Origin of the sequence: Caballeronia choica, assembly GCF_001544535.1 — a bacterium.
GTDB lineage: Bacteria > Pseudomonadota > Gammaproteobacteria > Burkholderiales > Burkholderiaceae > Caballeronia > Caballeronia choica.
This window is the reverse complement of record NZ_FCON02000067.1, coordinates 17,384-40,920: the sequence shown is the minus strand read 5'-3', so window position 1 is coordinate 40,920 and position 23,537 is coordinate 17,384. Positions and strand designations below refer to the sequence as shown.

The 23,537-nt window shown below is 64.7% G+C and carries 22 protein-coding genes; 5 read left to right on the top strand and 17 right to left on the bottom strand.

Features of this window, described 5'->3' with window-relative positions; translation table 11 throughout:
* Nucleotides 1–658 (top strand): MFS transporter (locus AWB68_RS25475; protein ID WP_143281972.1); only part of this gene is annotated, 658 nt, incomplete at its 5' end.
* A 94-nt stretch (nucleotides 659–752) separates the two neighbouring features.
* Here AWB68_RS25475 and AWB68_RS25470 read toward each other — a convergent pair.
* Nucleotides 753–1,898: a branched-chain amino acid ABC transporter substrate-binding protein gene (locus AWB68_RS25470; protein ID WP_087647113.1), complete on the bottom strand. Its 1,146-nt coding sequence runs from the start codon at nucleotides 1,896–1,898 to the stop codon at nucleotides 753–755.
* A 585-nt stretch (nucleotides 1,899–2,483) separates the two neighbouring features.
* On the opposite strand from AWB68_RS25470, the gene AWB68_RS25465 reads away from it, so the two are divergent.
* Nucleotides 2,484–3,191 carry a dienelactone hydrolase family protein gene (locus AWB68_RS25465; protein WP_087647112.1) on the top strand — a complete coding sequence of 236 codons (708 nt, stop codon included), beginning with the start codon at nucleotides 2,484–2,486 and terminating at the stop codon, nucleotides 3,189–3,191.
* Here AWB68_RS25465 and AWB68_RS25460 read toward each other — a convergent pair.
* The 4 genes from AWB68_RS25460 to AWB68_RS25445 form a co-directional block, all read right to left on the bottom strand.
* Complete coding sequence (locus tag AWB68_RS25460; protein WP_087647111.1) at nucleotides 3,163–4,293, bottom strand: SAM-dependent methyltransferase; 1,131 nt, start codon at nucleotides 4,291–4,293, stop codon at nucleotides 3,163–3,165. The two genes, AWB68_RS25465 and AWB68_RS25460, sit on opposite strands and share 29 nt — an antisense overlap.
* 115 nt (nucleotides 4,294–4,408) lie before the next feature.
* Entirely contained in the window at nucleotides 4,409–5,203 is a 795-nt protein-coding gene (locus tag AWB68_RS25455) for a DUF1295 domain-containing protein (protein WP_087647110.1), read from the bottom strand.
* Between the two features lie 433 nt (nucleotides 5,204–5,636).
* On the bottom strand, nucleotides 5,637–5,822 hold the full coding sequence (locus tag AWB68_RS25450; RefSeq protein ID WP_087647109.1) for a hypothetical protein: 186 nt from the start codon (nucleotides 5,820–5,822) through the stop codon (nucleotides 5,637–5,639).
* 235 nt (nucleotides 5,823–6,057) lie between these two features.
* A complete protein-coding gene (locus AWB68_RS25445; protein ID WP_087647108.1) occupies nucleotides 6,058–7,329 on the bottom strand; it encodes an MFS transporter in 1,272 nt (423 codons plus the stop codon).
* Nucleotides 7,330–7,688: 359 nt separating this feature from the next.
* On the opposite strand from AWB68_RS25445, the gene AWB68_RS25440 reads away from it, so the two are divergent.
* From AWB68_RS25440 to AWB68_RS25430, 3 genes are all read left to right on the top strand, one after another.
* A complete protein-coding gene (locus AWB68_RS25440) occupies nucleotides 7,689–7,901 on the top strand; it encodes a hypothetical protein (protein ID WP_087647107.1) in 213 nt (70 codons plus the stop codon).
* 78 nt (nucleotides 7,902–7,979) lie between these two features.
* Nucleotides 7,980–9,023, top strand: a complete 1,044-nt coding sequence (locus tag AWB68_RS25435) for an SrkA family protein kinase (RefSeq protein WP_087647106.1) — start codon at nucleotides 7,980–7,982, stop codon at nucleotides 9,021–9,023.
* A 142-nt stretch (nucleotides 9,024–9,165) separates the two neighbouring features.
* Nucleotides 9,166–9,900 (top strand): PepSY-associated TM helix domain-containing protein, encoded by a 735-nt coding sequence (locus AWB68_RS25430; RefSeq protein ID WP_087647105.1) that lies wholly within the window; start codon nucleotides 9,166–9,168, stop codon nucleotides 9,898–9,900.
* An 80-nt stretch (nucleotides 9,901–9,980) separates the two neighbouring features.
* Here AWB68_RS25430 and AWB68_RS25425 read toward each other — a convergent pair whose 3' ends face one another.
* The 12 genes from AWB68_RS25425 to AWB68_RS25370 all read right to left on the bottom strand — a co-directional run bounded on the left by AWB68_RS25425 (nucleotide 9,981) and on the right by AWB68_RS25370 (nucleotide 23,438).
* Nucleotides 9,981–11,195: a PepSY-associated TM helix domain-containing protein gene (locus tag AWB68_RS25425; protein ID WP_200828791.1), complete on the bottom strand. Its 1,215-nt coding sequence runs from the start codon at nucleotides 11,193–11,195 to the stop codon at nucleotides 9,981–9,983.
* A 138-nt stretch (nucleotides 11,196–11,333) separates the two neighbouring features.
* The gene (locus AWB68_RS25420; protein WP_087647104.1) at nucleotides 11,334–12,356 is read right to left on the bottom strand and encodes an XdhC family protein; all 1,023 of its coding nucleotides are present in this window, start codon (nucleotides 12,354–12,356) and stop codon (nucleotides 11,334–11,336) included.
* Nucleotides 12,329–12,889 carry an SRPBCC family protein gene (locus AWB68_RS25415; RefSeq protein WP_087647103.1) on the bottom strand — a complete coding sequence of 187 codons (561 nt, stop codon included), beginning with the start codon at nucleotides 12,887–12,889 and terminating at the stop codon, nucleotides 12,329–12,331. The genes AWB68_RS25420 and AWB68_RS25415 overlap by 28 nt, the downstream gene beginning before the upstream one ends.
* Complete coding sequence (locus tag AWB68_RS25410) at nucleotides 12,880–14,079, bottom strand: vWA domain-containing protein (RefSeq protein ID WP_087647102.1); 1,200 nt, start codon at nucleotides 14,077–14,079, stop codon at nucleotides 12,880–12,882. The genes AWB68_RS25415 and AWB68_RS25410 overlap by 10 nt, the downstream gene beginning before the upstream one ends.
* 12 nt (nucleotides 14,080–14,091) lie before the next feature.
* Nucleotides 14,092–14,979 carry an AAA family ATPase gene (locus tag AWB68_RS25405; RefSeq protein WP_087647101.1) on the bottom strand — a complete coding sequence of 296 codons (888 nt, stop codon included), beginning with the start codon at nucleotides 14,977–14,979 and terminating at the stop codon, nucleotides 14,092–14,094.
* A gap of 58 nt (nucleotides 14,980–15,037) precedes the next feature.
* Entirely contained in the window at nucleotides 15,038–15,847 is an 810-nt protein-coding gene (locus tag AWB68_RS25400) for an FAD binding domain-containing protein (RefSeq protein ID WP_087647100.1), read from the bottom strand.
* A 10-nt stretch (nucleotides 15,848–15,857) separates the two neighbouring features.
* On the bottom strand, nucleotides 15,858–18,254 hold the full coding sequence (locus tag AWB68_RS25395) for a xanthine dehydrogenase family protein molybdopterin-binding subunit (RefSeq protein WP_087647099.1): 2,397 nt from the start codon (nucleotides 18,252–18,254) through the stop codon (nucleotides 15,858–15,860).
* A gap of 67 nt (nucleotides 18,255–18,321) precedes the next feature.
* The gene (locus AWB68_RS25390) at nucleotides 18,322–18,798 is read right to left on the bottom strand and encodes a (2Fe-2S)-binding protein (RefSeq protein ID WP_087647098.1); all 477 of its coding nucleotides are present in this window, start codon (nucleotides 18,796–18,798) and stop codon (nucleotides 18,322–18,324) included.
* Nucleotides 18,799–19,100: 302 nt separating this feature from the next.
* On the bottom strand, nucleotides 19,101–20,501 hold the full coding sequence (gene bcaP, locus AWB68_RS25385; RefSeq protein ID WP_087647097.1) for a branched-chain amino acid transporter BcaP: 1,401 nt from the start codon (nucleotides 20,499–20,501) through the stop codon (nucleotides 19,101–19,103).
* A gap of 232 nt (nucleotides 20,502–20,733) precedes the next feature.
* Nucleotides 20,734–21,390 carry a response regulator transcription factor RqpR gene (rqpR, locus tag AWB68_RS25380; RefSeq protein ID WP_087647096.1) on the bottom strand — a complete coding sequence of 219 codons (657 nt, stop codon included), beginning with the start codon at nucleotides 21,388–21,390 and terminating at the stop codon, nucleotides 20,734–20,736.
* A 10-nt stretch (nucleotides 21,391–21,400) separates the two neighbouring features.
* Nucleotides 21,401–22,282, bottom strand: a complete 882-nt coding sequence (locus AWB68_RS25375) for a sensor histidine kinase (protein ID WP_087647095.1) — start codon at nucleotides 22,280–22,282, stop codon at nucleotides 21,401–21,403.
* Nucleotides 22,283–22,667: 385 nt separating this feature from the next.
* The gene (locus AWB68_RS25370) at nucleotides 22,668–23,438 is read right to left on the bottom strand and encodes a ferredoxin--NADP reductase (RefSeq protein WP_087647094.1); all 771 of its coding nucleotides are present in this window, start codon (nucleotides 23,436–23,438) and stop codon (nucleotides 22,668–22,670) included.
* Nucleotides 23,439–23,537 lie beyond the last annotated feature (99 nt).

Here is a 23,537-nt window from a genome sequence, read left to right as displayed (position 1 = left end):
GGCGTCGGCGGCGAGCGCAGCCGTGCTGCTGGTCTCGATGCCCGCCGTGCTACCGCACGTGCCGCATCACGAGGCGCATGCGAAGGCATCTTCGTCGAACCGGTGGCGCTCGACCGCGCTGTGGGCGCTGGGCGGCGTCGCGTTGATCGCGCTGATCGCCGAGGGCGCCATGTACGACTGGGCGACCGTCTACATGCGCGACGTCGTGCTCGCCACGCCCGCGCTGTCGAGCGCGGCCTACGCGGCGTTCACCGGCGGCATGGCTGCGGGCCGTTTCGCCGGCGACTTCGTGCGGGCCCGCTTCGGCGCGCCGCAACTCGTGTTCGGCAGCGCGGCGCTGGCCTTCGTCGGGATGGTCATGGCGCTGGTGCTGCCGAACGCGTTCGTCACGATGACCGGCCTCACGCTGATGGGACTCGGCCTCGCGAACATGATGCCGGTGCTGTTCGCCGCGGCGACGCACGTCAAGGGCGTGACCGCAGCCGAAGGGCTCGCGCAGGTGGCGGGTCTCGCCTATTTCGGGCTGCTGCTCGGGCCGGTGTTGATCGGCGGCGTGGCGCAGGTGAGCACGCTGCCGATCGGTCTCTCCGTGGTCGCGGCGTGTTGCGCGCTGATCGCGCTCGTCGCGCCGAGGATTTTGAGGCGGCTGAGGATATAAGGACCGCACGAAGCGCAAACAAAAAGGCACGCCGCAGCGTGCCTTTCAGATCCACTAAGGGCGATTCCCGAAGAAATCGCCCCGTCTGCGGAATTTACATCTTCACCACGTCGAGCAACGTCTTCTTGCCCTGCTTGTAGTCATACAGCGAGATCACGCCGTGCTTCAGGTCGCCCTTCGAATCGAAGGTCGTCTGGCCGATCACACCCTTGTAGTCGGTGTTCGGCATTGCAGCCAGGATCTTCGCCGGATCGGTTGAGTTCGCGCGCTTCATCGCGTCGACGACGATATACACCGCGTCATACGTGAACGGAGCGTAGATCTGGATCGGCTGGCCGAAACGCTTCTGATACTTCGCCGAGAACGCCGCGCCGCCTTCCATCTTCTCGAGCGCCATGCCGGCTTCCGAGCACACGACGTTGTCGGTCGCGTCGCCGGCCAGGTCGGCCAGCTTTTCGGTACACACGCCATCGCCGGCCAGCACCTTGGCGCGCAGGCCGAGTTGCTTTGCCTGCTTGGCGAACGGGCCGCCGGTTGCGTCCATGCCGCCGAACATCACGGCATCCGGGTTTTCGCCCTTGATCTTCGTCAGAATCGCGCGGAAGTCGACGGCCTTGTCGTTCGTCGCGTCATGCGAGATCACCTTCAGGCCGAGCGACTTGGCGGTCTTCTCGAATTCGTTGGCGAGACCCTGGCCGTAAGCCGTCGAGTCGTCGACGATCGCGACGCTCTTGATCTTCAGTTGCTTCGCGGCGTAGTTGGCAAGTGCCGGACCTTGCTGCGCATCGGTCGCGACGACGCGGTACGTCGTCTTGAAGCCTTGCTGCGTGTAGGTCGGGTTGGTTGCCGACGGCGAGATCTGGACGATGCCCGCGTCGCTGTAGATCTTCGATGCCGGGATCGACGTGCCCGAGTTCAAGTGACCGATGACGGCGACGACCTTGTCGTCGACGAGCTTCTGTGCGACTTGCGTAGCGGTACGCGGGTCGGCCGCGTCGTCTTGCGGGTCCAGTTGCAGCGTGATCTTCTGGCCGCCGATCGTCAGGCCCTTCGCGTTGATTTCCTCGACTGCGAGGCGCGCGCCGTTTTCGTTATCCTTGCCCAGGTGAGCAATGCCGCCGGTCAACGGTGCAACGTGACCAATCTTGACGGTTTCGTCGGCTGCTGCGGTTGTTGCCAACGCCGCGAACATCATGGCTGCAGCGCTGATCGGCAACAATTTTTGAAGCTTGGTGTTCATGTAAGTCTCCAGTTTCGGTCCCAAAAACAACGTAATCGCCCTGTGCCCCGTCTTTCATCACGATCGCTCAGTCCCGTGGACGACCACGCCGGATGCATCGTCATGCACTTGGCAAGTCCTTCAGGACGGCCGTTTTTGACAGCCGCCATCCGCACTGCGCGCAAGTGTAGGGTTGTCAAAATAATTTAAGGGAGATTTTTAAGGTAGTGGTGTGACTACTGATCAAAGTCTTGTTGAGAAGCGCTTCGGAATGTGCTGGAGATTCGCGCAAAGCCCCTGTACATGCGGGTTTCGGAGCAGTTGCCGAGCGCCGCGCGTGAACCGGTTCAAGTTTTGCCATTGCGCGCCGTTAATCGTCGATGGGTTTTTTATTCGTTTGTTTTTAAAAGCTTATTTGTAGAAGCAATGCTCTAAATCAGAAACGCCGTCAAGCGGCGTGCCCGGTCGCTTTTCCTTACGTTTCCGCTACGTCCGAACGCTATCCGAAGCCGCTGGAAGCCGCGCCAGCATTGGCGATCGAATGGTGGCAAACTCCCTCTCCTGGCGTTTTCCTCCCTTCTTTCACGCACTACAAGGAGCATCGACGTGACCACGACCGTGACTTCCCGATGGATCGACATCCCCGCCGACGGCGGCAGCTTCCAGGGTTATCTCGCGCTGCCCAAGACGGGCAAGGGCCCGGCCGTCATCATCCTGCAGGAGATATTCGGTGTGAATTCGCACATCCGCAGCGTCGCCGATCAATACGCGGCCGATGGCTATATCGCGCTGGCGCCGGACGTCTTCTGGCGCACGCAGCCGCGCGTCGAGCTCGGCTACGAAGGCGCGGACCGCCAGAAAGCGATGGAATTGCTGCAGAAGACCGATGCCGAGAAAGCCGTCGCCGACATCGGCGCGGCCGCGAAGGCGTTGCGCGCGCTGCCGGAAGTGACCGGCAAGGTCGCGGCGATCGGCTACTGCTTCGGCGGACGCCTCGCCTACCTGGCGGCAGCGCAAGGCACGATCGACCTGGGCGTCGCGTATTACGGCGGCGGCATCCAGACGCAACTCGACAAGGCCGACGCAATCAAAGTGCCGATGCAGTTCCACTACGGCGAGTTGGACGCGCATATTCCGGTGTCCGCTGTCGGCGAAGTGCGCGAGCGGTTCACAGGCCGCAACGACGCTGAAGTCCATCTCTATCCGAACGCCGATCACGGCTTCAATTGCGGCGATCGCGCGTCGTACAACGCGCACGCTTCCGCGCTCGCGCACGGCCGCACGCTCACCTTCCTTGGCGAGCATCTGCTGTAATCGGGCCCTGGCGTCGCGCAAACAAGTAGTGCGCGACGCCCCACTCGCGGCCCTGCGCGTAACCGAACAACTCCGCGACCGCCATGTAGAACATGCGCCAGCGCTGAAACCAGCGCGGTGCGTCGGCGGCGCCGTAGGTGTCGGCGAGAAGCGGCATCAGCCGGTCACGCGCCGCGTCGAGGCCCGCGAGCCAGTCGTTCGCGGTGCGCTCGTAGTGCGTGCCGTTCAGCCACCACTGGCGCTCGATTGCCAGATCGTCCTGGAAATGCAGCAGCAGGGATTCCGATGGCATCGTCCCGCCGGTGAAGAAGTACTTCGACATCCAGTCGCTGCCGTCCTTCACGTCGAAGTGGTACGCGAGCGTACGATGCGCGAAGACATGCACGAAGAGCTTCGCGTCGCTGCGCATCCAGCCGGCGATTTTCTTCATCAGCAGCCGGTAGTTCTTCATGTGCTCGAACATCTCGACCGACAGCACGCGGTCGAAACCATCGTCGGGCGGCATTCCGTCCAGATTGAAATCGAAATCGAACTCGACGACGTTGCCCGTCACCACGCTCAGGTTCGACAGCCCGCGTTCCGCCGCTCGCGCCTCGATGAACGCCCGCTGCCCACGCGAATTCGACAACCCGACGACACGTGCATTCGGATAGCGCGCCGCCAGCCACAGCGAAAGCGATCCCCAGCCGCAGCCGAGATCGAGGATGCGCTGGCCGTCGGCGAGTTGCGCGCGCGCCGCGTATTCCTCGAACATCGCGCGTTCCGCTTCGGCGAGGGTCTCGCTGCCGTCGCGGTAGAGACAGCACGAGTATTTCAGGTGCGGCCCGAGATGCGCGCGGAAAAACGCTGGCGGCAACTCATAGTGCTGCGCGTTGGCGGCCTGCGTTTCGATCGCGATCGGACTGGCGCGCAGTTCGTCGACGAGCCGGTTGAAGCGGAGCGAGCGCGCTTCGCCGTCGCCAGCGGATTCGTCGGCGAGACGGCGTCGCATGAGTTGGCGCATGGCAAGGCGGACGAGCGCGTCAGGGATGCGCCCACGTTCGCACCAGTCGATCAGCCAGCCGTCCGAAGGCTTCGGCCGGGCCAGAGTCGCGTCATTCATGGTCGTTGATTCGTGATGGATTGGGTCGTGTCGGGTGTGCGTCCGCGCTCGCACCATCGATCAACCAGCCAATAGCGCCGGTTGTCCAAAAGCCGCGTCGCTCGTGATCTTTAATTCACGTTGAATTGCGTGGCGGCCACGGAATCAGCGCACTCGTCGTGCGCATGTAGTCGGCATATCCGGTGCGCTTTCTCGCCGATTCGGCCTCGACCATCGGCACGCCCGAGACGCGCATCAGAAGCCACGCCATCAGCACCGGCGGCAACAGCATCGCCCACGCAAACGCGCCCGCGCCGCCCGGCCCGACGGCGAGCGGGACATACGCGACCCAGTGCACGCATTCGAAGAAGTAGTTCGGATGCCGCGAGTAGCGCCACAAACCGGCGCGACACACTTTCCCCGCGTTGGCCGGATCGGCCTTGAAGTCGCGCAACTGGCGATCGGCGAGCGCTTCACCCGCGATCGATGCCGCCCAGATCAGCGTCGCAAGCGCGACCCAGCCGGCGGCGGGCGGTCCCGGCCGGTACGCGGGGACGAGGAACGCGAGCGAGAGCAGCATCGAAATCACGGCCTGCAGCAGGAAGAACAGCAACATGTTTCGATTGGCGGCTGCGCCCCACTTGTCGCGCAATTTTCGATAGCGCGCGTCCTCCGCATGCCCCGCGTTGCGCTTCCATAGGTGCGCACCGAGCCGCGTGCCCCACACCAATGCACCGATTCCCACGATCAGCCGCGTGTGCGGATCGCCGTTGGCCAATGACGCATACAGCACCGCGACGCCTCCGAGCGAAAACGCCCACACCGGATCGATCATGCCGGCGTTGCGCGATCGAAGCTGCCACGCCCAGATAGCCGTGAATACCACGGCGAGCGCGACGAACGCGATGGCGGCAGCAGCGAGTGGCGGCATGGATTCCTCGTTAAGTCATCGATGTGCATACGCAAGCGCGAGCCGGATGGATGCGCACGGCGCATGCCCGGGACACGGAGCGCGGAACTTGGCGCGGGATGCAGGAGTGTGGCGTGCGGGAGACCCGAAGCAAGGAACTCGGGATGCGAACTGTGGTGGCGTGCGGCGCTGTTCGGAGCTAGGACGCAGAACGCGGGATTAGAAACGCGGGACTCGGCTGAAGCGACTTCGGGGCTGGCCGACATACTCACGCCAAGCCTACGCGGTCGGGCGCGAACAGAGCTAAGGTGGAAAGCAAAGCGAACCAACGCGCGCGTACTTGCCCCGAACGCATCGGCGCACATGCACAAGCGCCGCGCGTCATCGGGTGCAAGCAGCCGCGCGACACCAACACCGCGGCAGAGCGGGCGTCGGGCCCAGCCGATACAGTGCGTTATATCAGCGCCGGCAATCCTTCAACCAGCAGGAACGCCACCAGCGCGCCAAGCAGCGCGCCGAATGCCCTGAGCACATTGTTCTTGAGATGCGAGGCGCACGGAATCGCGCCCAGAAACAGCGCGCCGGCGAGCGCCATCGGGATGATCAGGATGAAGTCACCGATTGTGAAGTACGTCGTCATTGCTCGTCTCCCATCGTCTTGCTTTGCGTCAGGCGGTTCGCCCGGCGCTGCACTGGCGATTCGAGTATAGGCCGCGCTTTCCGGCGTGTCGCCGGATATCGGCGTCGAAGTGCGGCCGCGCGAGCATGGCGCGCCTTGCCCGGCGGGGATTTCAGGCCCGCTCAATTAAGCAGACGCGCAAAAACCCTGATATTCCAACGTTTTCGTTTCCCTTTCGAAAGCGTCTTGAACGCCGTTACGCCGACAGGCCGCGCTCACCCTCGCGCCGATGCAAGTAAATCGCGCCCGCCAGCCCGAACAGCAGCAACGCGCCGATGAGTCCCGCGACGCCGCCCCATCCGAAGGCCGTCCAGAAGTGGCCGCCATAAGAACCGATCACGCTCGATCCAATGTAATACGCGAGCAGATAGAGCGCCGCCGCCTGCCCCTTCGCCTGCGCGGCGAGCCGTCCCACCCAACTGCTCGCCACCGCGTGACCCGCGAAGAACCCGAACGTCACGCAAGCGATCCCGCCGATGATGACCGGCAGCGACATCGACAGCGTCAGCAGTACGCCGCCGATCATCAGCAGCAGACTCGCGATCAGCACGCGGCCGCGCCCGAAGACGTCGGCCATTTTCCCGGACCACGGCGATGCCACGACGCCCGTCAGATACACCGTGAAGATCGCGCCGATCTGCGTCTGGCTCAACCTGAACGGCGCGCCGAGCAGACGGTAGCCGACATAGTTGTACAGCGTGACGAAGCTCCCCATCAGCACGAAGCCGATCACGAACAGGAACGGCAGGTCGCGATTGGCGAGATGCGTCGCGAGCGCCCGCCGATGATGGTGAAAGCCCATGCCGCGCCGGGGCACGAAGCGTCGCGAGGGCGGCAGGAGCGCACGGAACGCGAGCGTCGAAAGCAACCCGAGCGCGCCGATGCCGCCGATCGCCACGCGCCACGAAAAGAAATCCGCGAGCACGCCGCTGATCACGCGCCCGGCCATCCCGCCGATCGCCGTGCCGCCGACGTAGAGTCCCATCGCGAGGCCGAGTCCTTCGGGTTCCACTTCTTCGGCGAGATACGCCATCGCGACGGCCGGCACGCCGCCGAGCGCGAGCCCTTCGAGCGCGCGCACGAACAGCAGCCCGTGCCAGCCCGGCAGAAACGCGGCGATGATCGTCAGCACCGACGACGCCGTCAGCGACAACGTCATCAGCCGATGCCGGCTCCAGCCCTCGGAGACGAAGCCGGCGACGAAGACCGCGATCGCGAGCGAGGCCGTCGACACGGACACCGCCAGCGCACTTTGCGCGGGACTGACGCCGAAGGCCGCGGAGAATTCGGGCAAAAGTGGCTGCACGCAATAGAGCAGTGAGAAGGTCGCGTAGCCGGCGAAGAGAAGCGCGAGCGATGCGTGCCAGTACGCGCGCGAGCCGCGTTCGAGATAAGGCGTGGAATCGGGTGAAGGAAGATGGCGTGCGATGGAAGACGAGGGCCGGTGCGGCGCCGGCGAAGCAGTCACGACAATGCCTCCGGAAGTCGAAGTCCATCACCTTACGCCGATTGCCAGCACTCCGCCGCAAAGCGATCGCGCCGCTTTCGATGCCCTTTCATGGTGCCGCGCGTTGTCGCGCGCACGTAACCGAAACGCGTTTCGATGGATTCTGAGAACGCGACACTTGGCCCCGGCGAGCCTCGATGCGCTAAAGTAGTAGCGCAACGTTTGGAACAAAGCCGCTCGCGCTCTTTCGCAACGACGCTTCACGCGACGCAGACGCGGCCAGCAGTCTGGTGCACAAGCCTTGGAAAGCCTGTGCTTGGTAAAGATAATTCGACCGGCGCGAGCGCGTCTTCAGCCGGCACTCTGACGGGGAAATCATCATGCAAATCGGCTCGATTGTCCGCTCCGTTCATATCGCCGTGCCTCATGGCGCGCGCGGCATCGTGATGCGAATTCTTGGCGACATGGCGATGGTCGCGTGGTATGCGGGCGAGCCGGGCGTGTCGCAGTTGCTCAACACCGAACCGTTCTTCCTCGAGGACCTGATCGATACCGGCGATGTCGTGCGGCCGGCGAACTCGGTCGTTCATTAAGCGTCCGCCGCCGCCTTCGCCCGCTCGCACGCACATCGATGCGTGCCTGCCGCGCCCAATGCGCGGCACAATGCCGGAATGAACCACGACCATTCCGAAGCACCCGGCGCGCCGTCGTCCGGCGACGCGCATCCGGCGCCCCCTTTCGCCGGTCTCACGCCGGAGCGCGTCCTCGATGCGCTCGACAGCGTCCTCCTGCCGATCGGCGAGCGCACCGACGGCCGAATGCTGCCGCTCAACAGCTACGAAAACCGCGTCTACCAGGTCGGCATGGAGGACGGGCCACCCGTCGTCGCGAAGTTTTATCGGCCGCATCGATGGACGGATGCGGCGATTCTCGAAGAGCACGCATTCGTCGCGGAACTCGCGCGGCGCGAGATTCCCGTCGTGTCGGCGCGCGTGCTCGACGGCACGTCGCTGCATCACTTCGAAGGCTTTCGGTTCTCGATCTTCGAGCGCCGCGGCGGCCGCGCGCCGGACATCGACCGCCGCGACACGCTCGAATGGCTCGGGCGCTTCATCGGGCGAATTCACGCGGTCGGCGGGATCGAGCCGTATCGCGAGCGGCCGACGCTCGATATCCAGAGCTTCGGCTACGAGCCACGCGAGTTCCTGCTCACGCACGGCTTCGTGCCTGCCGATGTGCGCGACGCGTATGTGAGCGTCGTGCGGATGGCGCTGGAAGGCGTCGAGCGGTGTTTCGAGCGCGCGGGCGAAATCGGGCAGATCCGCCTGCACGGCGACTGCCATCCGAGCAACGTGCTGTGGACCGATGCCGGCCCGCATTTCGTCGATTTCGACGACAGCCGCATGGGCCCGGCAATCCAGGATCTCTGGCTGCTGCTGCCGGGCGAGCGCGCGGAGGCGTCGCGCGCATTGACCGACCTGCTCGCCGGTTACGAAGACTTTTGCGATTTCGATCCGCGCGAACTGCATCTGGTCGAGGCGTTGCGCACGCTGCGCCTGATCCACTACGCGGCATGGCTCGCGCGCCGCTGGGACGATCCGGCTTTTCCCGCCGCGTTTCCGTGGTTCAACAGCCAGCGTTACTGGGAAGACCGCATCCTCGAATTGCGCGAGCAAGTCGGCGCCATGCAGGAAGGGCCGCTCTGGCCTGTCTGATTTCTTACGCTTTATTTCAACGGGTTGAGTAAACCTGGCGGCCATGTAATGATAACGATTCTCATTTGTGGCCAAAGTGGATCGTGCGTCAACGCGGGTGATCGGCTTGGTCTTTTTTTACTGCCGAACAACGGAGAGACGCGTGAACGCGCCCGAAACCCTCAAGCCAGAAGCGCCATCGATTGAATCGTCGATGCAGTACAGGCAGCACGCAAGGCATCGTCTGATCGACGACGCCGAACAGACCGTCCGCAAAGGCCGCTCGCGGCGGGCGACGTTCATCAAGTGGCTGCGCAAGGTGCATGGCTGGGTCGGCTTGTGGGGCGCCGTGCTCGGGCTTTTGTTCGGCACGACCGGGTTCCTGCTCAACCATCGTGGCGGGCCGCTCAAGATCTCGACCGGCGAACCGCAGGTTTCGCAGATGCAGCTTGCGGTGCCTGCTCAGGGTCTCAAGTCGCCCAAGGAACTTGGCGCGTGGCTCAAGCATGAACTGAAAATCGACGGCAATCTCGGACGCACGAAGCGCGATCCGGCGCGCGCGGTCGCCTGGGGCGATCAGAAGACGATGCAGCCCGAACTCTGGACCGTCGCGCTGGCTTCGCCGAGCGGCGGGGTATCGGCGGAATACTGGGTGGGGAACGGGTATGTGTCGGTGAAGCGGTCGGAAAACAGCTTCCTCGCGACGATGACCAATCTGCACAAGGGCGTGGGGTTGAGCGTCGGGTGGGTGCTGCTGATCGATACGCTCGCCGGGAGCATTATTTTGCTGTCGCTGACGGGGGTGCTGCTCTGGACCGAGTTGAACAGGCGGAGGACCGTGGGCGTGGTGCTCGTGGGGGCGTCGATTGTGGCGGCGGTGGTTTGCGGGATGATGTGATCGTCCTGCCGCGGGTTTGATCGTCGTGAGTTGCACAAAGCAGAAGGCCGTTTCGACTTGCGTCGAAACGGCCTTCTGCTTTAGCGCTTGCGTTTGTTGTGACGCGTGAGCCACAGATAAAGCCCGCTTCCCAGCACCACGATCGTCAGCAAATCGAACGCCGCCCAGAACAGCTTCAGCGGCATCCCGCCGAAATCGCCGAAATGCAGCGGCTGCGAGCCGAGCAGCAGCTTGAGGTACCACGGCAACTCACGCGAATCCGTAAGCGCACCCGTCGATGCATCGACGAGCACCGGGCGCAGCATGCGCGTCGTGAGAAAGCCGTCGCCGCGCATGAACACCGTGTAGTGATGCGGACTGCTGAAGCGCGTGCCGGGAAACGCGACGAACGACGGAATCATGTCCGGCGCGACGTCGCGGGCGATCTTCACCGCGTCGTCCACCGATGCGCTCGCCTTCACCGGCGGCTTGCCCTGGTACGGCGCGAGCATCTGCGCGAGCTGGTCGCTGCGCCACGCGTCGAGCAGCAGGTCGGCGAGCGTGTTGATCGACCCGGTCGCGCCGACGACGATCGCCCAGACGAGCGTCAGCATGCCGATCGCGTTGTGCCAGTCGAGCCACACGATGCGACGCTTCTTCTTCAGCCGCACGCGCCCGAGCCCGACCTTCCGCCAGAACGGCAGATACACGACGACGCCCGACACGACCGCCGCCAGGAACATGACGCCCATCGCGCCAAGAAACAGCTTGCCCGCGAGGCCCGCGAACATGTCGACGTGTAGCTTCAGCAGCACGAACTTCAGCGATCCCTTGCCGGGCGGAACGCCGAGCGCCTGCGCGGTGCGCGCGTCGATGATGGTGCTTTGCGTGTCGTCGGGCGGCGTGTCGGCACGCGGCGCGGTGACGATGACCGGCAAGAGCGGCTCGTCCGGCTCCCAGATCATGTATTGCGGGACGTGGCCGGGATTTTGTTTGAGCGCGGAACCGAGGATGTCGTCGTACGTCGCGCGCGCGTTTGCCTGCGATGCGGACAGTTGCGGGGCTTCGATGGCATCGCCGAGAAGGATGTCGAGTTCGTGTCCGAAGACGAGCGGGAGGCCGGTCAGGCAAAGCAGCAGCATGAATGCGGTGCAGATCAGGCTCGTCCACCGATGCGCGATCGACCAGACGCGTAGTGAACGCTGGCTCATCCCGCGTTTGGGATGGGCGTCGAGCGTGCGTTGCGAGGCTTCGATCTCGGGCGATGAGGCCGCCGGCCGGCTGGATTCTCCGTCGGTCAGGAAATTGCCTCGCATTCGGTGGTCCTTGGGTTCTTCTTTAGGGTACAGACGGCCGCAGCGGCTCCTCCGCAATCGCCGTCCAAATGAGAATGATTATTATATATGGCGTGTCGGCGTGATCGCTGGGCACCCCATGGTTTCTCTCAAACCCCCTCAAACCCCACAAACCACCCCACCCCCACCCTCAACCTCTTTCGCCGCCTTAGCCCCTTCAACCCTCAGCAACTCCGGCAACGAGACCCCATTCTTCGCCGCCGTCACCTCGGCGAGAATGGAAACAGCAATCTCCGGCGGCGTCCGACTCCCGATATAAATCCCCACTGGCCCATGCAACCGGGCCAACTCAGCCTCCGACAAATCGAACTCCTTCAACCGCTCCCGCCTTGCCGCGTTATTCCGCCTCGACCCCAACGCCCCCACATAAAACGCAGGCGTCTTCAAAGCCTCCATCAACGCCAGGTCATCCAGCTTCGGATCATGCGTCAACGCGATCACCGCGCACCGTTCATCGAGCTTCATCTCCATGACCGTGTCATCGGGCATGGTCCGCACGACCGTCGTCCCGGGCACGTCCCACTCCTCGGTGTATTCCTCGCGCGGATCGCAAACCGTCACCTGATAATCCAGCCCGACGGCGATATTGCACAGATACCGCGACAACTGCCCCGCCCCGATCACGAGCATCCGATACCGCGGCCCGTGGATCGTCAGCAGCGTCACATCGTCGAAAAGAACGCCATCGGTCGCCTCGGCGGGCTCCATGCGCACCTCGCCGCTCGCCATGTCCAGCGACCGCGCGACGAGCCGCCCCGCCTCCACCGCATCGCAAAGCCCGGCGATCCCGCTTTGCAGCGACAACGGCTCCAGCACGAGCTGGATCGTCCCGCCGCAAGGCAGCCCGAACCGATGCGCCTCCTCCGCCGTGATCCCGTACTTCACGGCTTCGGGCCGCGCCTGCTCGATACCGCGTTGCCGCACGCGCTCGATCAGATCGTCTTCGATGCACCCGCCCGACACCGAGCCGACCACATGGCCGTCGTCGCGTACGGCGAGCATCGCGCCTTCCGGTCTCGGCGACGATCCCCACGTCTTCACCACCGTGACGAGCAACACGCGATGCCCGTCGTCGAGCCATCGAGCGCTGTTCCTCAGGACTTCGAGATCCACGCTGTCCATGATTTCTTTTCCTTGCTTTCCGAATCCGCGTCGGCATCGGCGAGAGGTTCCCCTTCCGCCGATGCCTCGTTACCGTCCGCCTCAGGCGCGCCCTGCAACTGCGCGCTGAAGCGCTTGAAAAATTCCGCGGCGATCTTGCGCGCCGCGCCATCGACGAGCCGCGAGCCGATCTGCGCCAACTTCCCTCCGACCTGCGCGTTCGCACTATACGAGAGCACCGTCGACTCGGCATCGTCGCCGGGTTCGAGATTCACCTTCGCGCTGCCCTTGCTGAAACCCGCCGCGCCGCCCTGGCCCTCGAACACGATCGTGTACGTATGGGGCGCGTCGATCTCGGTAAGGTTCATGCGCCCCTTGAAACGCGCCTTCACCGGCCCGACCGATGCCGTCATCGCCACCGCGTAGGCGTTCTCGCCATCGGCATCGATGCTCTCGCAGCCGGGAATGCAGACGCGCAATATCGCAGTGTCGTTCAGTGCTTCCCAGGCGCGCTGCTGCGGCACGGGCAAGGTTTGAGTATCGGTCAGTTCCATCGCGTGTCTCCTGTTTTGCGGGGCGCCGTGCGTCCGCCCATCGACGCCAGTTCCCGCCCGACAGCGGCGAGGCTGTCGAGGTTATGCGCCGCGAGCATCGCATCGACGTGCGGCAGGATCGCGCGCACGCCTCGCGCGCGCGGCGTGAATTCCGGGTATCGCAACAGCGGATTGAGCCACACGAGCCGATGCGCAAAGCGCGCAAGCCGTGCCATCTCGGCATCGAGCACGTCGATCGCTTCGTGATCGAGGCCGTCGGTCACGAGCAGCACGGTCGCGCGGCCGGCCAGCACGCGCCGCGCCCAGCGCCGGTTGAATTCGGCGAGCGCGGCGCCGATCCGCGTTCCGCCCGACCAGTCGACGACCTGGCCGCTCAGCCCCGCAATCGCGACATCGGGATCACGCTCGCGCAACGCGCGCGTCGCATTCGTGAGCCGCGTGCCGAACAGGAAGACCTGCAGGCGTTCACGCGATTGCAGCAGCGCATGGCAGAAGTAGAGCACGGCGCGCGAATACGTGCTCATCGAGCCGGAGATGTCGAGCAGCAGCACGAGCGGCGGACGGCGCTCGACGATCGCGCGATATTTCCACACGGTCCAGTCGCCTCCGGAACGCACGGCGTTGCGTGCGCTCGCCCGCAGGTCGGCGTGCGTGCCGTGCGACGCCGCCTTCAGGCGCCGCGTCGGCTCGGTGGCGAGCGGCATCCGGTGCGAGCGGATCTGATGGCGCAGCGTGCGCCATTCGTCGGCGCTGAGCGTGTCGAAGTCGCGATGACTCAGACGCTCCTGTGCGCTGAACGTCATGCGCGCGTGCAATTGCTCGGGGTCGCGGTCGTGCGTTTGCGGTGGCTTGGTCGAAGCCGCGGCGCGCGCCGCCAATGCATCGGCGAGGCGGTTGTTGCGCTTCGGCGGCGGCACGCCGCTCGTCACCTTCGGCAAGAGCATCGCGCGCAGCTTGCCTTCCCAGTCAGGATCGCGCCAGAAGAGATCGAACGCGGCATCGAAGATGTCCCGTTCATCGGGCGCGCGAACGACGAGCGACGCGAGCGTCGCATGCACGTCGTCGCGGCGGCTGATGTCGATCCAGCGCAGCGCGTCGAGCGCATCGACGGCCTGCGCCGGCGACATCCCCATCCCCGCGCCGCGCAGCAGGCGGATGAAATGCACGACGTTGCGGGCGAACGGTTCCATGACCTTGTCCGCTCACGCCGGTGCGGCGAGGCACTGCGTGATCGCAGCGCCGTCGACGCGCGCGAGGTCGTCCTGGTACTTCAGCAGCACGCCGAGCGTATCCTGCACCGACTGCGGGTCGAGTTCGCTCACGGAGAGCGCGGCAAGCGCGCGGCACCAGTCGATCGTCTCCGCGACGCCCGGCGCCTTGAACAAATCGAGTGTGCGCAACCGGTGCACGAACGCGACGGCGCGCGTCTGCAACTCGGCGCCGGCTTCGGGCGCGCGCGCGGCGACGATCGCGAGTTCCACTTCACGTTCGGGATAGCCGATCCATTGATACAGGCAGCGGCGCTTCAACGCGTCGTGAACCTCCCGCGTGCGGTTCGACGTCATCACGACGAGCGGCGGCCGCTCCGCGCGCACCGTGCCGTACTCCGGTATCGACACCTGGAAATCCGACAGCAATTCAAGCAGGAACGCTTCGAACGGCTCGTCGGCGCGATCGATTTCATCGATCAACAGCACGCGCCGCGCGCCCGGGTTCAACGGATCGGGCATCAGCGCCTGCAACAGCGGGCGCTTCAGCAGAAACTCGCTCCGGTACAGCGAATCGTTCGACGGCTGTTCGCCCGACGCCTCCGCCAGCCGCAACGCCATGATCTGGCGCGGGTAGTCCCACTCGTACAGCGCGCTCGCGGTGTCGAGTCCTTCGTAGCATTGCAGCCGCAGCATCGACGTGCCGATGAGGCCCGCCGCCGCCTTCGCCAGCTCGGTCTTGCCGACGCCCGGTTCGCCTTCGAGAAACAGCGGCCGCTGCATCTTGAGGGCGAGAAAGAGCGCAGTCGCGAGTTCGCGGCTGGCGAAATACTGCTGCTCGCCCAGGCGGGCGAGCGTTTCATCGATCGACGCGGGCTCCATGAAGCTCCTGACAATGACGAACGCAGCGGGCGTGCAGCGCCCGCCGCGAGCGGGCCAGCTAGAACGCGTTGGCCCGCTCGATCGCGCGCCCGGCCAGCACGGGGATCAGGTGCGCGCGATAGATTGCGCTCGCGTGCATGTCCTCGTTGAGGTTGTCGGGCGAGACCGTGACGCTGCGCGCCGACGCGACCGAAAAGTCCTTCGACAACGCCGCCTCCAGTTCCTTCGCGCGAAACACAGACGAAGCCGCGCCCGTCACCGCGACGCGCACGCCGTCCGCGCCGCTTCCGCGTTTCGCGACGAACACGCCGACCAGCGCGAAGTGCGACGCCGGATTGCGAAACTTCTCGTAGCCGGCGCGCTCGGCGAGCGGAAATTCGACGGCGGTGATCAGTTCGTCGGGTTCGAGCGCGGTCTCGTACATGCCGACGAAGAAGTCGTCGGCGGCGATGCGGCGGCGGTCGGTGATCACCGTCGCGTTCAGCGCGAGCACTGCGGACGGATAGCACGCGGCGGGATCGTCGTTGGCGAGCGACCCGCCGATCGTGCCGCGCTCGCGAACCTGCCGGTCGCCGATGCGCCCGGCGAGATCGGCGAGACCCGGCAGCGCCTTCTTCACGTCGGCGTTGGCGGCGACCAGCGCATGACACACCGCGCCGCCGATCGTCACCGTGTCGCCGCTCACCCTGATTTCCTTCATCGATGCGATGCGCGTCACGTCGATGAGCGCCGCTGGCTGCGCGAGCCGCAGGCGCATCGTCGGCAACAGGCTTTGTCCGCCCGCGAGAAACTTCGCGTCGCCATTCGCGGTGAGCGCCGCGACCGCTGCGTCGGCCTGACCCGGCCGTTGGTAGTCGAATGTGTACATGTCGAACTCCTCAGGCTTTGGCGTTGGAAGAAGCAGCAGCGGCATGCATCGCCGACCACACGCGATGCGGCGTCGCGGGCATCTGCAAGTCCTTCACGCCGAGCGGCGCGAGCGCATCGATGATCGCGTTGATGACGGCCGGCGGCGAACCGATCGCGCCGGCCTCGCCGCAACCCTTCACGCCGAGCGGATTGTGCGTGCACGGCGTGCCCTTCGCCGTCTCGACGGTGAAATTCGGCAGGTCGATTGCGTGCGGCATCGCGTAATCCATGAACGAGCCGGACAGCAACTGGCCGCTGTCGTTGTCGTAGACGCAGCGCTCGAGCATCGCCTGTCCGATGCCTTGCCCAAGTCCGCCATGCACCTGGCCTTCGACGATCATCGGATTGATCACGTTGCCGAAATCGTCGACGGCGGTGAATTTCTGGATGCGCGTCTCGCCCGTGTCCTGATCGACTTCGACTTCGCAGATATACGCGCCCGACGGATACGTGAAGTTGGTCGGATCGTAGAACGCGTTTTCGTTGAGGCCGGGTTCGAGCGTCTCCAGCGGGAAGTTGTGCGGCACATACGCGGCGAGCGACACGTCGACGAAGGTCTTCGTGCGGTCCGTGCCGGCGACGCGGAAGATGCCGTCCTTGAACTCGATGTCCTCCGCCGACGCCTCCAGCAAGTGCGCGGCGATCTTCTTGGCCTTGGCCTCGATCTTGTCGAGCGCCTTCATCAGCGCCGAGCCGCCGACCGCGATCGAGCGCGATCCATACGTGCCCATGCCGAACGGAATGCGGCCGGTGTCGCCGTGAATGATCTCGACATTGTCGATCGATACGCCGAGCCGGTCCGCGACCACTTGCGCGAAGGTCGTCTCGTGCCCCTGGCCGTGGCTGTGCGAGCCGGTGAACACGGTGACGGAGCCGGTCGGATGCACGCGCACCTCGCCCGCTTCGAAGAGGCCCGCACGCGCGCCGAGCGCACCCGCGATGTTCGACGGCGCGAGTCCGCACGCTTCGATGTAGCAGGAATAGCCGAGCCCGCGCAGCTTGCCCTGCTTCTTCGCTTCATCGCGACGGGCGGGGAAGCCTTTCACGTCGGCGATTTCCAGCGCGCGGGAGAGACACGCTTCGTAGTCGCCGGTGTCGTAGGTCAGGCCGACCGGCGTCGCGTACGGAAACTCGCGGATGAAATTGCGCCGGCGGATCTCCACCGGATCGATGTTCATCTCGCGCGCCGCCGTTTCGACCAGCCGCTCGACGACGAAGGTCGCTTCAGGACGACCCGCGCCGCGATAGGCATCGACGGGCACCGTGTTCGTGAACACCGCCTTCACTTCGGCGTAGATCGCGGGCGTCGCGTACTGGCCGGCGAGAAGCGTCGCGTAGAGGATGGTCGGCACCGACGACGCGAACGTCGACAAGTACGCGCCCATGTTCGCGGTCGTGTGGACGCGCATCGCGAGGAACTTGCCGTCGCGGTCCAGCGCGAGTTCGGCTTTCGTCACATGATCGCGGCCGTGGGCGTCGGTCAGGAACGCTTCCGAGCGCTCCGCCGCCCACTTGATGGGACGCCCGACCTTCTTCGATGCCCAGGTGAGCGCCACGTCTTCCGCATACAGGAAAATCTTCGAGCCGAAGCCGCCGCCGACATCCGGCGCGATGATCCGCAGCTTCGACTCCGGCAAGGACAGCACGAACGCCGCCATCAACAAGCGCTCGACGTGCGGATTCTGGTTCGCCACGTAGACCGTGTAGCTCTCGTCGTGCTTCGAATAGCTCGCGTTCACCGCGCGCGGCTCGATCGCGTTCGGGATGAGGCGCTGGTTCACGATGTCGAGCGTCGTGACGTGCGCGGCTTGCGCGAACGCGGCCTCGGTCTTGGCCTTGTCGCCGTGGCCCCAGTTGTAGCAGATGTTGTCGGCGACGCCATCGTGCACGAGCGGCTTGCCGGGGTCCGATGCGCTCGCCGTATCGACCACGGCCGGCAGCACATCGTAGTCGACGTCGATCAGTTCGAGCGCGTCCTTCGCTTCCTTGATCGACTCGGCGACCACGAGCGCCACCTGATCGCCGACATGCCGCACCTTCTCATGCGCGATGACGGGATGCGGCGGCTCGTTCATCGGCTTGCCGTCGGTGCTGTGGATCAACCAGCCGCAAGGCAATCCGCCGATGTTCTCGGCCGCGAGATCGGCGCCCGTGAAGATGGCGATGACGCCGGGCGACTGCTTCGCCGCGGCGATATCGATGCTGCGAATTTTCGCGTGCGCGTGCGGCGAGCGCAGGAACACGCCATGGCTTTGCTGCGGAAGAACGACGTCGTCGGTGTACTGGCCCGCGCCCGTCAGGAAGCGATAGTCTTCCTTGCGTTTCACGGCGGCGCCGATCATGTGCTGCTGTTCAGGGGCATTCATCGCGGTCTCCTCTTTTAGGCGCGATTCATAGAAATGAATTCAGGGAATGACACGGCGGCGGCGTATGTCAGCCGCCCGCCTTCATTGCCTGCGCGCCCTGCAGGACCGCTTTCACGATGTTGTGATAGCCAGTACAGCGGCACAGATTGCCGTCGAGTTGTTCACGGACTTCTTCTTCGGTGAGCTCGGGGCTTTGCTCGGCGAGCGCGCTCGCGCTCATCACCATCCCCGGCGTGCAGAAGCCGCATTGCAGCCCGTGGCAGTCCTTGAACGCCGCCTGCATCGGATGGAGCGCGCCGTCCTTCGTCATGCCTTCGATCGTCGTGACTGCGGCGCCGTCCGCCTGCGCGGCCAGGATGTTGCACGACTTGATCGCGCGGCCATCGAGATGGACCGTGCACGCGCCGCACTGCGCGGTGTCGCAGCCGACGTGCGTGCCGGTAAGCCTCAGTTCATCGCGCAGGAACTGGACGAGCAGGATGTGAGGTTCGACGTCGGCGGTCACGGGTTTGCCGTTGACCGTCAGACTGATGCTGAGCGTCATTACAGTGTCTCCTTGGGGATGGACCAGCCGGCCAACCCATAGCGCACACTCACGATCTGCGTCCTGCACCTGCCTTGCTGCCGCTGTGAGCGTCCGGCTGGTAATTCGCGTATTCGTTGTTATCGCGACGAGTAAAACACAAATCCGCAACAGTCGCTATCGGCCTGGAAATGCGGGCCGTTACGCTGCTTCGCAGCAATGCGCGGATGCTTCGCTGTATTGATTTCGTTGGACACGCGTGCCGTCGAAAGCAAAACGCCGCCCTTGAAGGCGGCGCTTTGCGTATCAAGAAACCCCCGGCGTCAGTTGCGAATGCCGCGACCCAGATTGGAGTTCCCGCGCGCATAACCGAAGTAGATGACCAGCCCGATCACGAGCCATACGACGAACGCGATCCATGTCATCGCCTGAAGATTGATCATCAGAAAGAGACACGAAGCCACCGCCAGCACCGGCACGACCGGCACGCCCGGGCAGCGGAATGCGCGGGGCAGTCCGGGATGCGTGCGGCGCAGGATCAGCACCGCGATCGACACCATGCAGAACGCCGCCAGCGTGCCGATGTTGATCAGTTCGGCCAGCACGTTCAGCGGCACCAGCGCGCCGATCAGCCCGAAGAAGATGCCGACGAGCCACGTCGTGAAGAACGGCGTCGCGAAGCGCGGATGCAGCTTCGAGAACCGCGCGGGCAAGAGGCCGTCGCGCGACATCGCGTAGATCACGCGCGTCTGGCCGTAGCTCATCACGAGGATCACGGTCAGCATGCCGAGCACGGCACCAAGATCGATGAAACCCGCGACCCAGTTCTGCCCCGCCACCTGCAGCGCGTACGAAACCGGATGCGAGATGTTAGCGAATTGCGCGGAAGGCACGATGCCGGTGACGACCGCCGCCACCGCGACATACAGCACGGCGCACACCGCGAGCGACGAGATGATGCCGATCGGCAGATCGCGCTTCGGGTTCTTCACCTCCTCCGCCGCCGACGACACCGAATCGAAGCCGATGAACGCGACGAACATCACGGCGGCCGCACCGAACACGCCGGACCAGCCGTTCGGCATGAACGGATGCCAGTTCGCCGGCGTGACGTGGAACACGCCGACCCCGATCACGAGCAGCACGACGATCACCTTGATCGCGACCATTACATTGTTCACGCGCGTCGATTCCTTCACGCCGATCGAGAGCAACGCCGTGATCGCCATCATCACGAGGAACGCGGGCAGGTTGAAGAACGTCGCGTGGCCGGGCAGCGCGCCCGGCGCGGCGGTCAATGCGATCGGCAGCGAAATGCCGAAGCCCGACAGCAGCGACTGGAGATATCCCGACCAGCCAACCGATACCGCCGACGTCGCGAGCCCGTATTCGAGCATCAGGTCCCAGCCGATGATCCATGCGGCCAGTTCACCGAGCGTCGCGTAGGAATAGGTGTAGATCGAACCGGTGACGGGAATGGTCGAGGAAAACTCGGCATAGGCGAGCGCCGCGAAGCAGCACGCGATCGCCGCGACGATGAACGCCACCATCAGCGCCGGGCCAGCCTGCACGGCGCCGGTTCCGGTCAGCACGAAAATGCCCGTGCCGATGATCGCGCCGATGCCGAGAAACGTGAGATCGACGGCGCCGAGCGTTTTCTTGAGCCCGGTGCGATGCGCACCGGCGAGCATGTGCTCGATGTTTTTCTTGCGGAACAGCGACATGGGCGGGTCTCCTTTCAAGCGCGCGGCGCGCGCCGGTTTCGGGAAACCCGCGATTTTATCGGAGCCAGATCACTGAACTTGCTGATACCCAATTATTGAGATAAGTCTCGTTTGCGCATTTGGCGGCTTTTGCGGTTACGACATTTCGCCAATCGCAGCCAATGCGTTAAAACGACTCCCAACGCGCCGCGCGCGAGGACAGATGCACTAATGCACGCGAATGGTGCAGGATTCAACCGGCCACGGCCGGATTCATGTCGATGAGCCGGTTGCTCATCACGTAAAACGTCAGTTCGGCGTTATTGGCGAGTTTCATCTTTTCGAGCAGCCGGGACCGGTACACGCTCACCGTCTTCACCGACAGCGACAGCGCGTTGGCGATATCCGTCAGGCGCTTGCCAGACGCGAGCATGCAGAGCGTCTGATACTCCCGGTCCGAGAGCTTTTCGTGCGGCAATTGCTCCGAATCCAGCGACACGTACGCCGCCAGCGCCTCGGCCATCGCCGGACTCACGTACTTGCGGCCGGCCGCGACCTGCTGGATCGCGCCGATCATCACGGCGGGATCGGCGGACTTCGAGAGATAGCCCGCCGCGCCCGCCTTCAGCGCGCGCACGGCGAACTGGTCCTCGCGATACATCGAGAACATCAGGACCGGCAGGCGCGGCGTCTGCCGTTTCAGGCGCTTCAGCACATCGACGCCGTTGACGTCCGGCAGCGAAATGTCGAGCAGCACGACGTCCAGCGGGCACTGGCCGGCAAGGCTGAGCGCCTGCGCGCCGGTCTCGGCTTCCAGCACCTCGGATGCAATGCCGCGCTCCAACAGCAGTTGCGAGACACCGCGGCGGACGATCGCGTGGTCGTCGGCGAGCAGGATCCTGAGTGTCAAGACAAGGCCCTCACGAGTTGAGCGCACGCAACGCCGGCCGCAGAGCCGACACGGCGCCGGGCGAAGTCGTCAACGGGAAACGCGCGCGCACGGCCGTTCCGCCCGCCTTTGCCGTGGTGACGCGCAAGCTGCCGCCGAGCGCGTCGCAGCGCGCGCGCATGCCGGACAAGCCGAAGCGCCCGCGTTTCGCACGCGCGGCGCCCGTCATGCCGATGCCGTCGTCGGTCACGACGAGCGTCAGGAAACGCGCGTCGGCATCGATGCTCAAGGCTACTTCGGTCGCCCGCGCGTGGCGTGCGACGTTGTTCAACGCTTCCTGTGCCACGCGGAACACGGCGAGCGCGGTGGCGTCAGGAAGCTGCGCGAGACGCTCGTCGGCGGAACATGCGAAGGCCACGCGCAGTGACGTACTCGCCGCGAAGCGCGCCGTCCAGTCGGCGAGCGCGCGGCCCACGCCGCCATCGAAGCTCGGCGCATGCAGGCCGGCGACCGCCCGGTGGTTCGCCTCGCACGCCGCATCGAGCGACTGTCTGGCGATGTCGAGCGCTTCGGCGCATGGCGCGGGCGCGTCGCCGGGAAGCCAGGTCTCGATCCGCGCGAGCGCGAAGCGCGCGGCGGTCAGCGCGGAACCGGCGTCGTCATGCAGATCCTGGGCGAGCGAGCGGCGCGCGTGCTCATCGGCGGCGGCGAGTTGCGCCGACAACTGATGCACGCGGGCGGAAAGACGCTGAATCTCGCGATCGGCGGCGAGCTTGGCGTCCATCAACGCGGACAGCGCTGAGCGTTCCCCCGCGGATTCGTTGGAAGGCGCGCTCGCCGGCGGCTGCAGGACTCCAAGCCCCGCGCGCGGCGGCAGACTCTGATCCGGTACGGCAGCGGTCGACGTCTTCATCTCATTCTTCTCGTAAGGAGCGCGGTCGAGTCGCGCCGCGATCCGGCAATCCGACGTCGCGACGTAACCGAATTTACACTCTGTAACAGGAAGGACGGCAGGCGGGTTGCCGATGCGATCCCCCTCCACTTTCGCGGATCATATCTCAAAAATATTATAAAACCATGTCCCTACAAGGCTTCCAAGCCAGAACCTCATGTTATTTCACAAGTTTGCGACACTTTCGCGCGTAAGAAAAACCCTTACGCAAGAAGTCACGCTAGGGGAGATTTGTAACTGCGGAAATCGGAAGCAAAAGCGGCACGCGAAAAAAAACCGGAGCACGAGGCTCCGGTTTTTCGATTCTGCGATCGTCGTCGCGATCGCCGCGACTTGGTCCATCCGATCAGCCCACGAAGGCCTTCTCCACGACGTAATGCCCCGGATGGTTGTTGCTGCCTTCCTCGAAGCCCATTTCGTCGAGCAACTGGCGCGTATCGCGCAGCATGTGCGGGCTGCCGCAGAGCATGACGCGGTCGTTTTCCTTCGAGAACGGCGCGACATCGAGATCGGCGAAGAGCTTCTTCGTCTCGATCAGGTCGGTGATGCGGCCGCGGTTCGCGAATTCCTCGCGCGTGACGGTCGGGTAGTACACGAGCTTTTCCTGGATCAGCTCGCCCAGATGCTCGTGTTCCGGCAAATGCCCGGTGATGAAGTCCTTGTACGCGAGTTCATCGACGAAACGGCAGGTGTGCGTCAGCACGATCTTGTCGAAACGGTTGTAGACGTCCGGGTCCTTGATGATCGACATGAACGGCGCGAGCCCCGTGCCGGTGGAGAGCAGCCACAGCGTCTTGCCGGGCAGCAGGTTGTCGGCGACGAGCGTGCCGGTCGGCTTCTTGCCGATCAGCACCGGATCGCCAACCTTCAGATGCTGCAGGCGCGACGTGAGCGGGCCGTCCTGAACCTTGATGCTCAGGAATTCGAGATGCTCTTCGTAGTTGGCGCTCGCGAGGCTGTAGGCGCGCAGGAGCGGCTTGCCGTCGACTTCGAGGCCGACCATCGTGAACTGGCCGTTTTCGAAGCGGAACGCGGAATCGCGCGTGCAGGTGAAGCTGAAAAGCGTATCGGTCCAGTGATGGACGCTCAGGACGGTTTGAGGATTAAGGTTGCTCATGGCTTCTTGGATAGTGCGAAAACGGTGGCGTCAGCGGCACGCGGCCGGGGCAGACAGGAACGATGCGCTGCGCGAAAAGGTCTGACGAGTGGGCTGGCC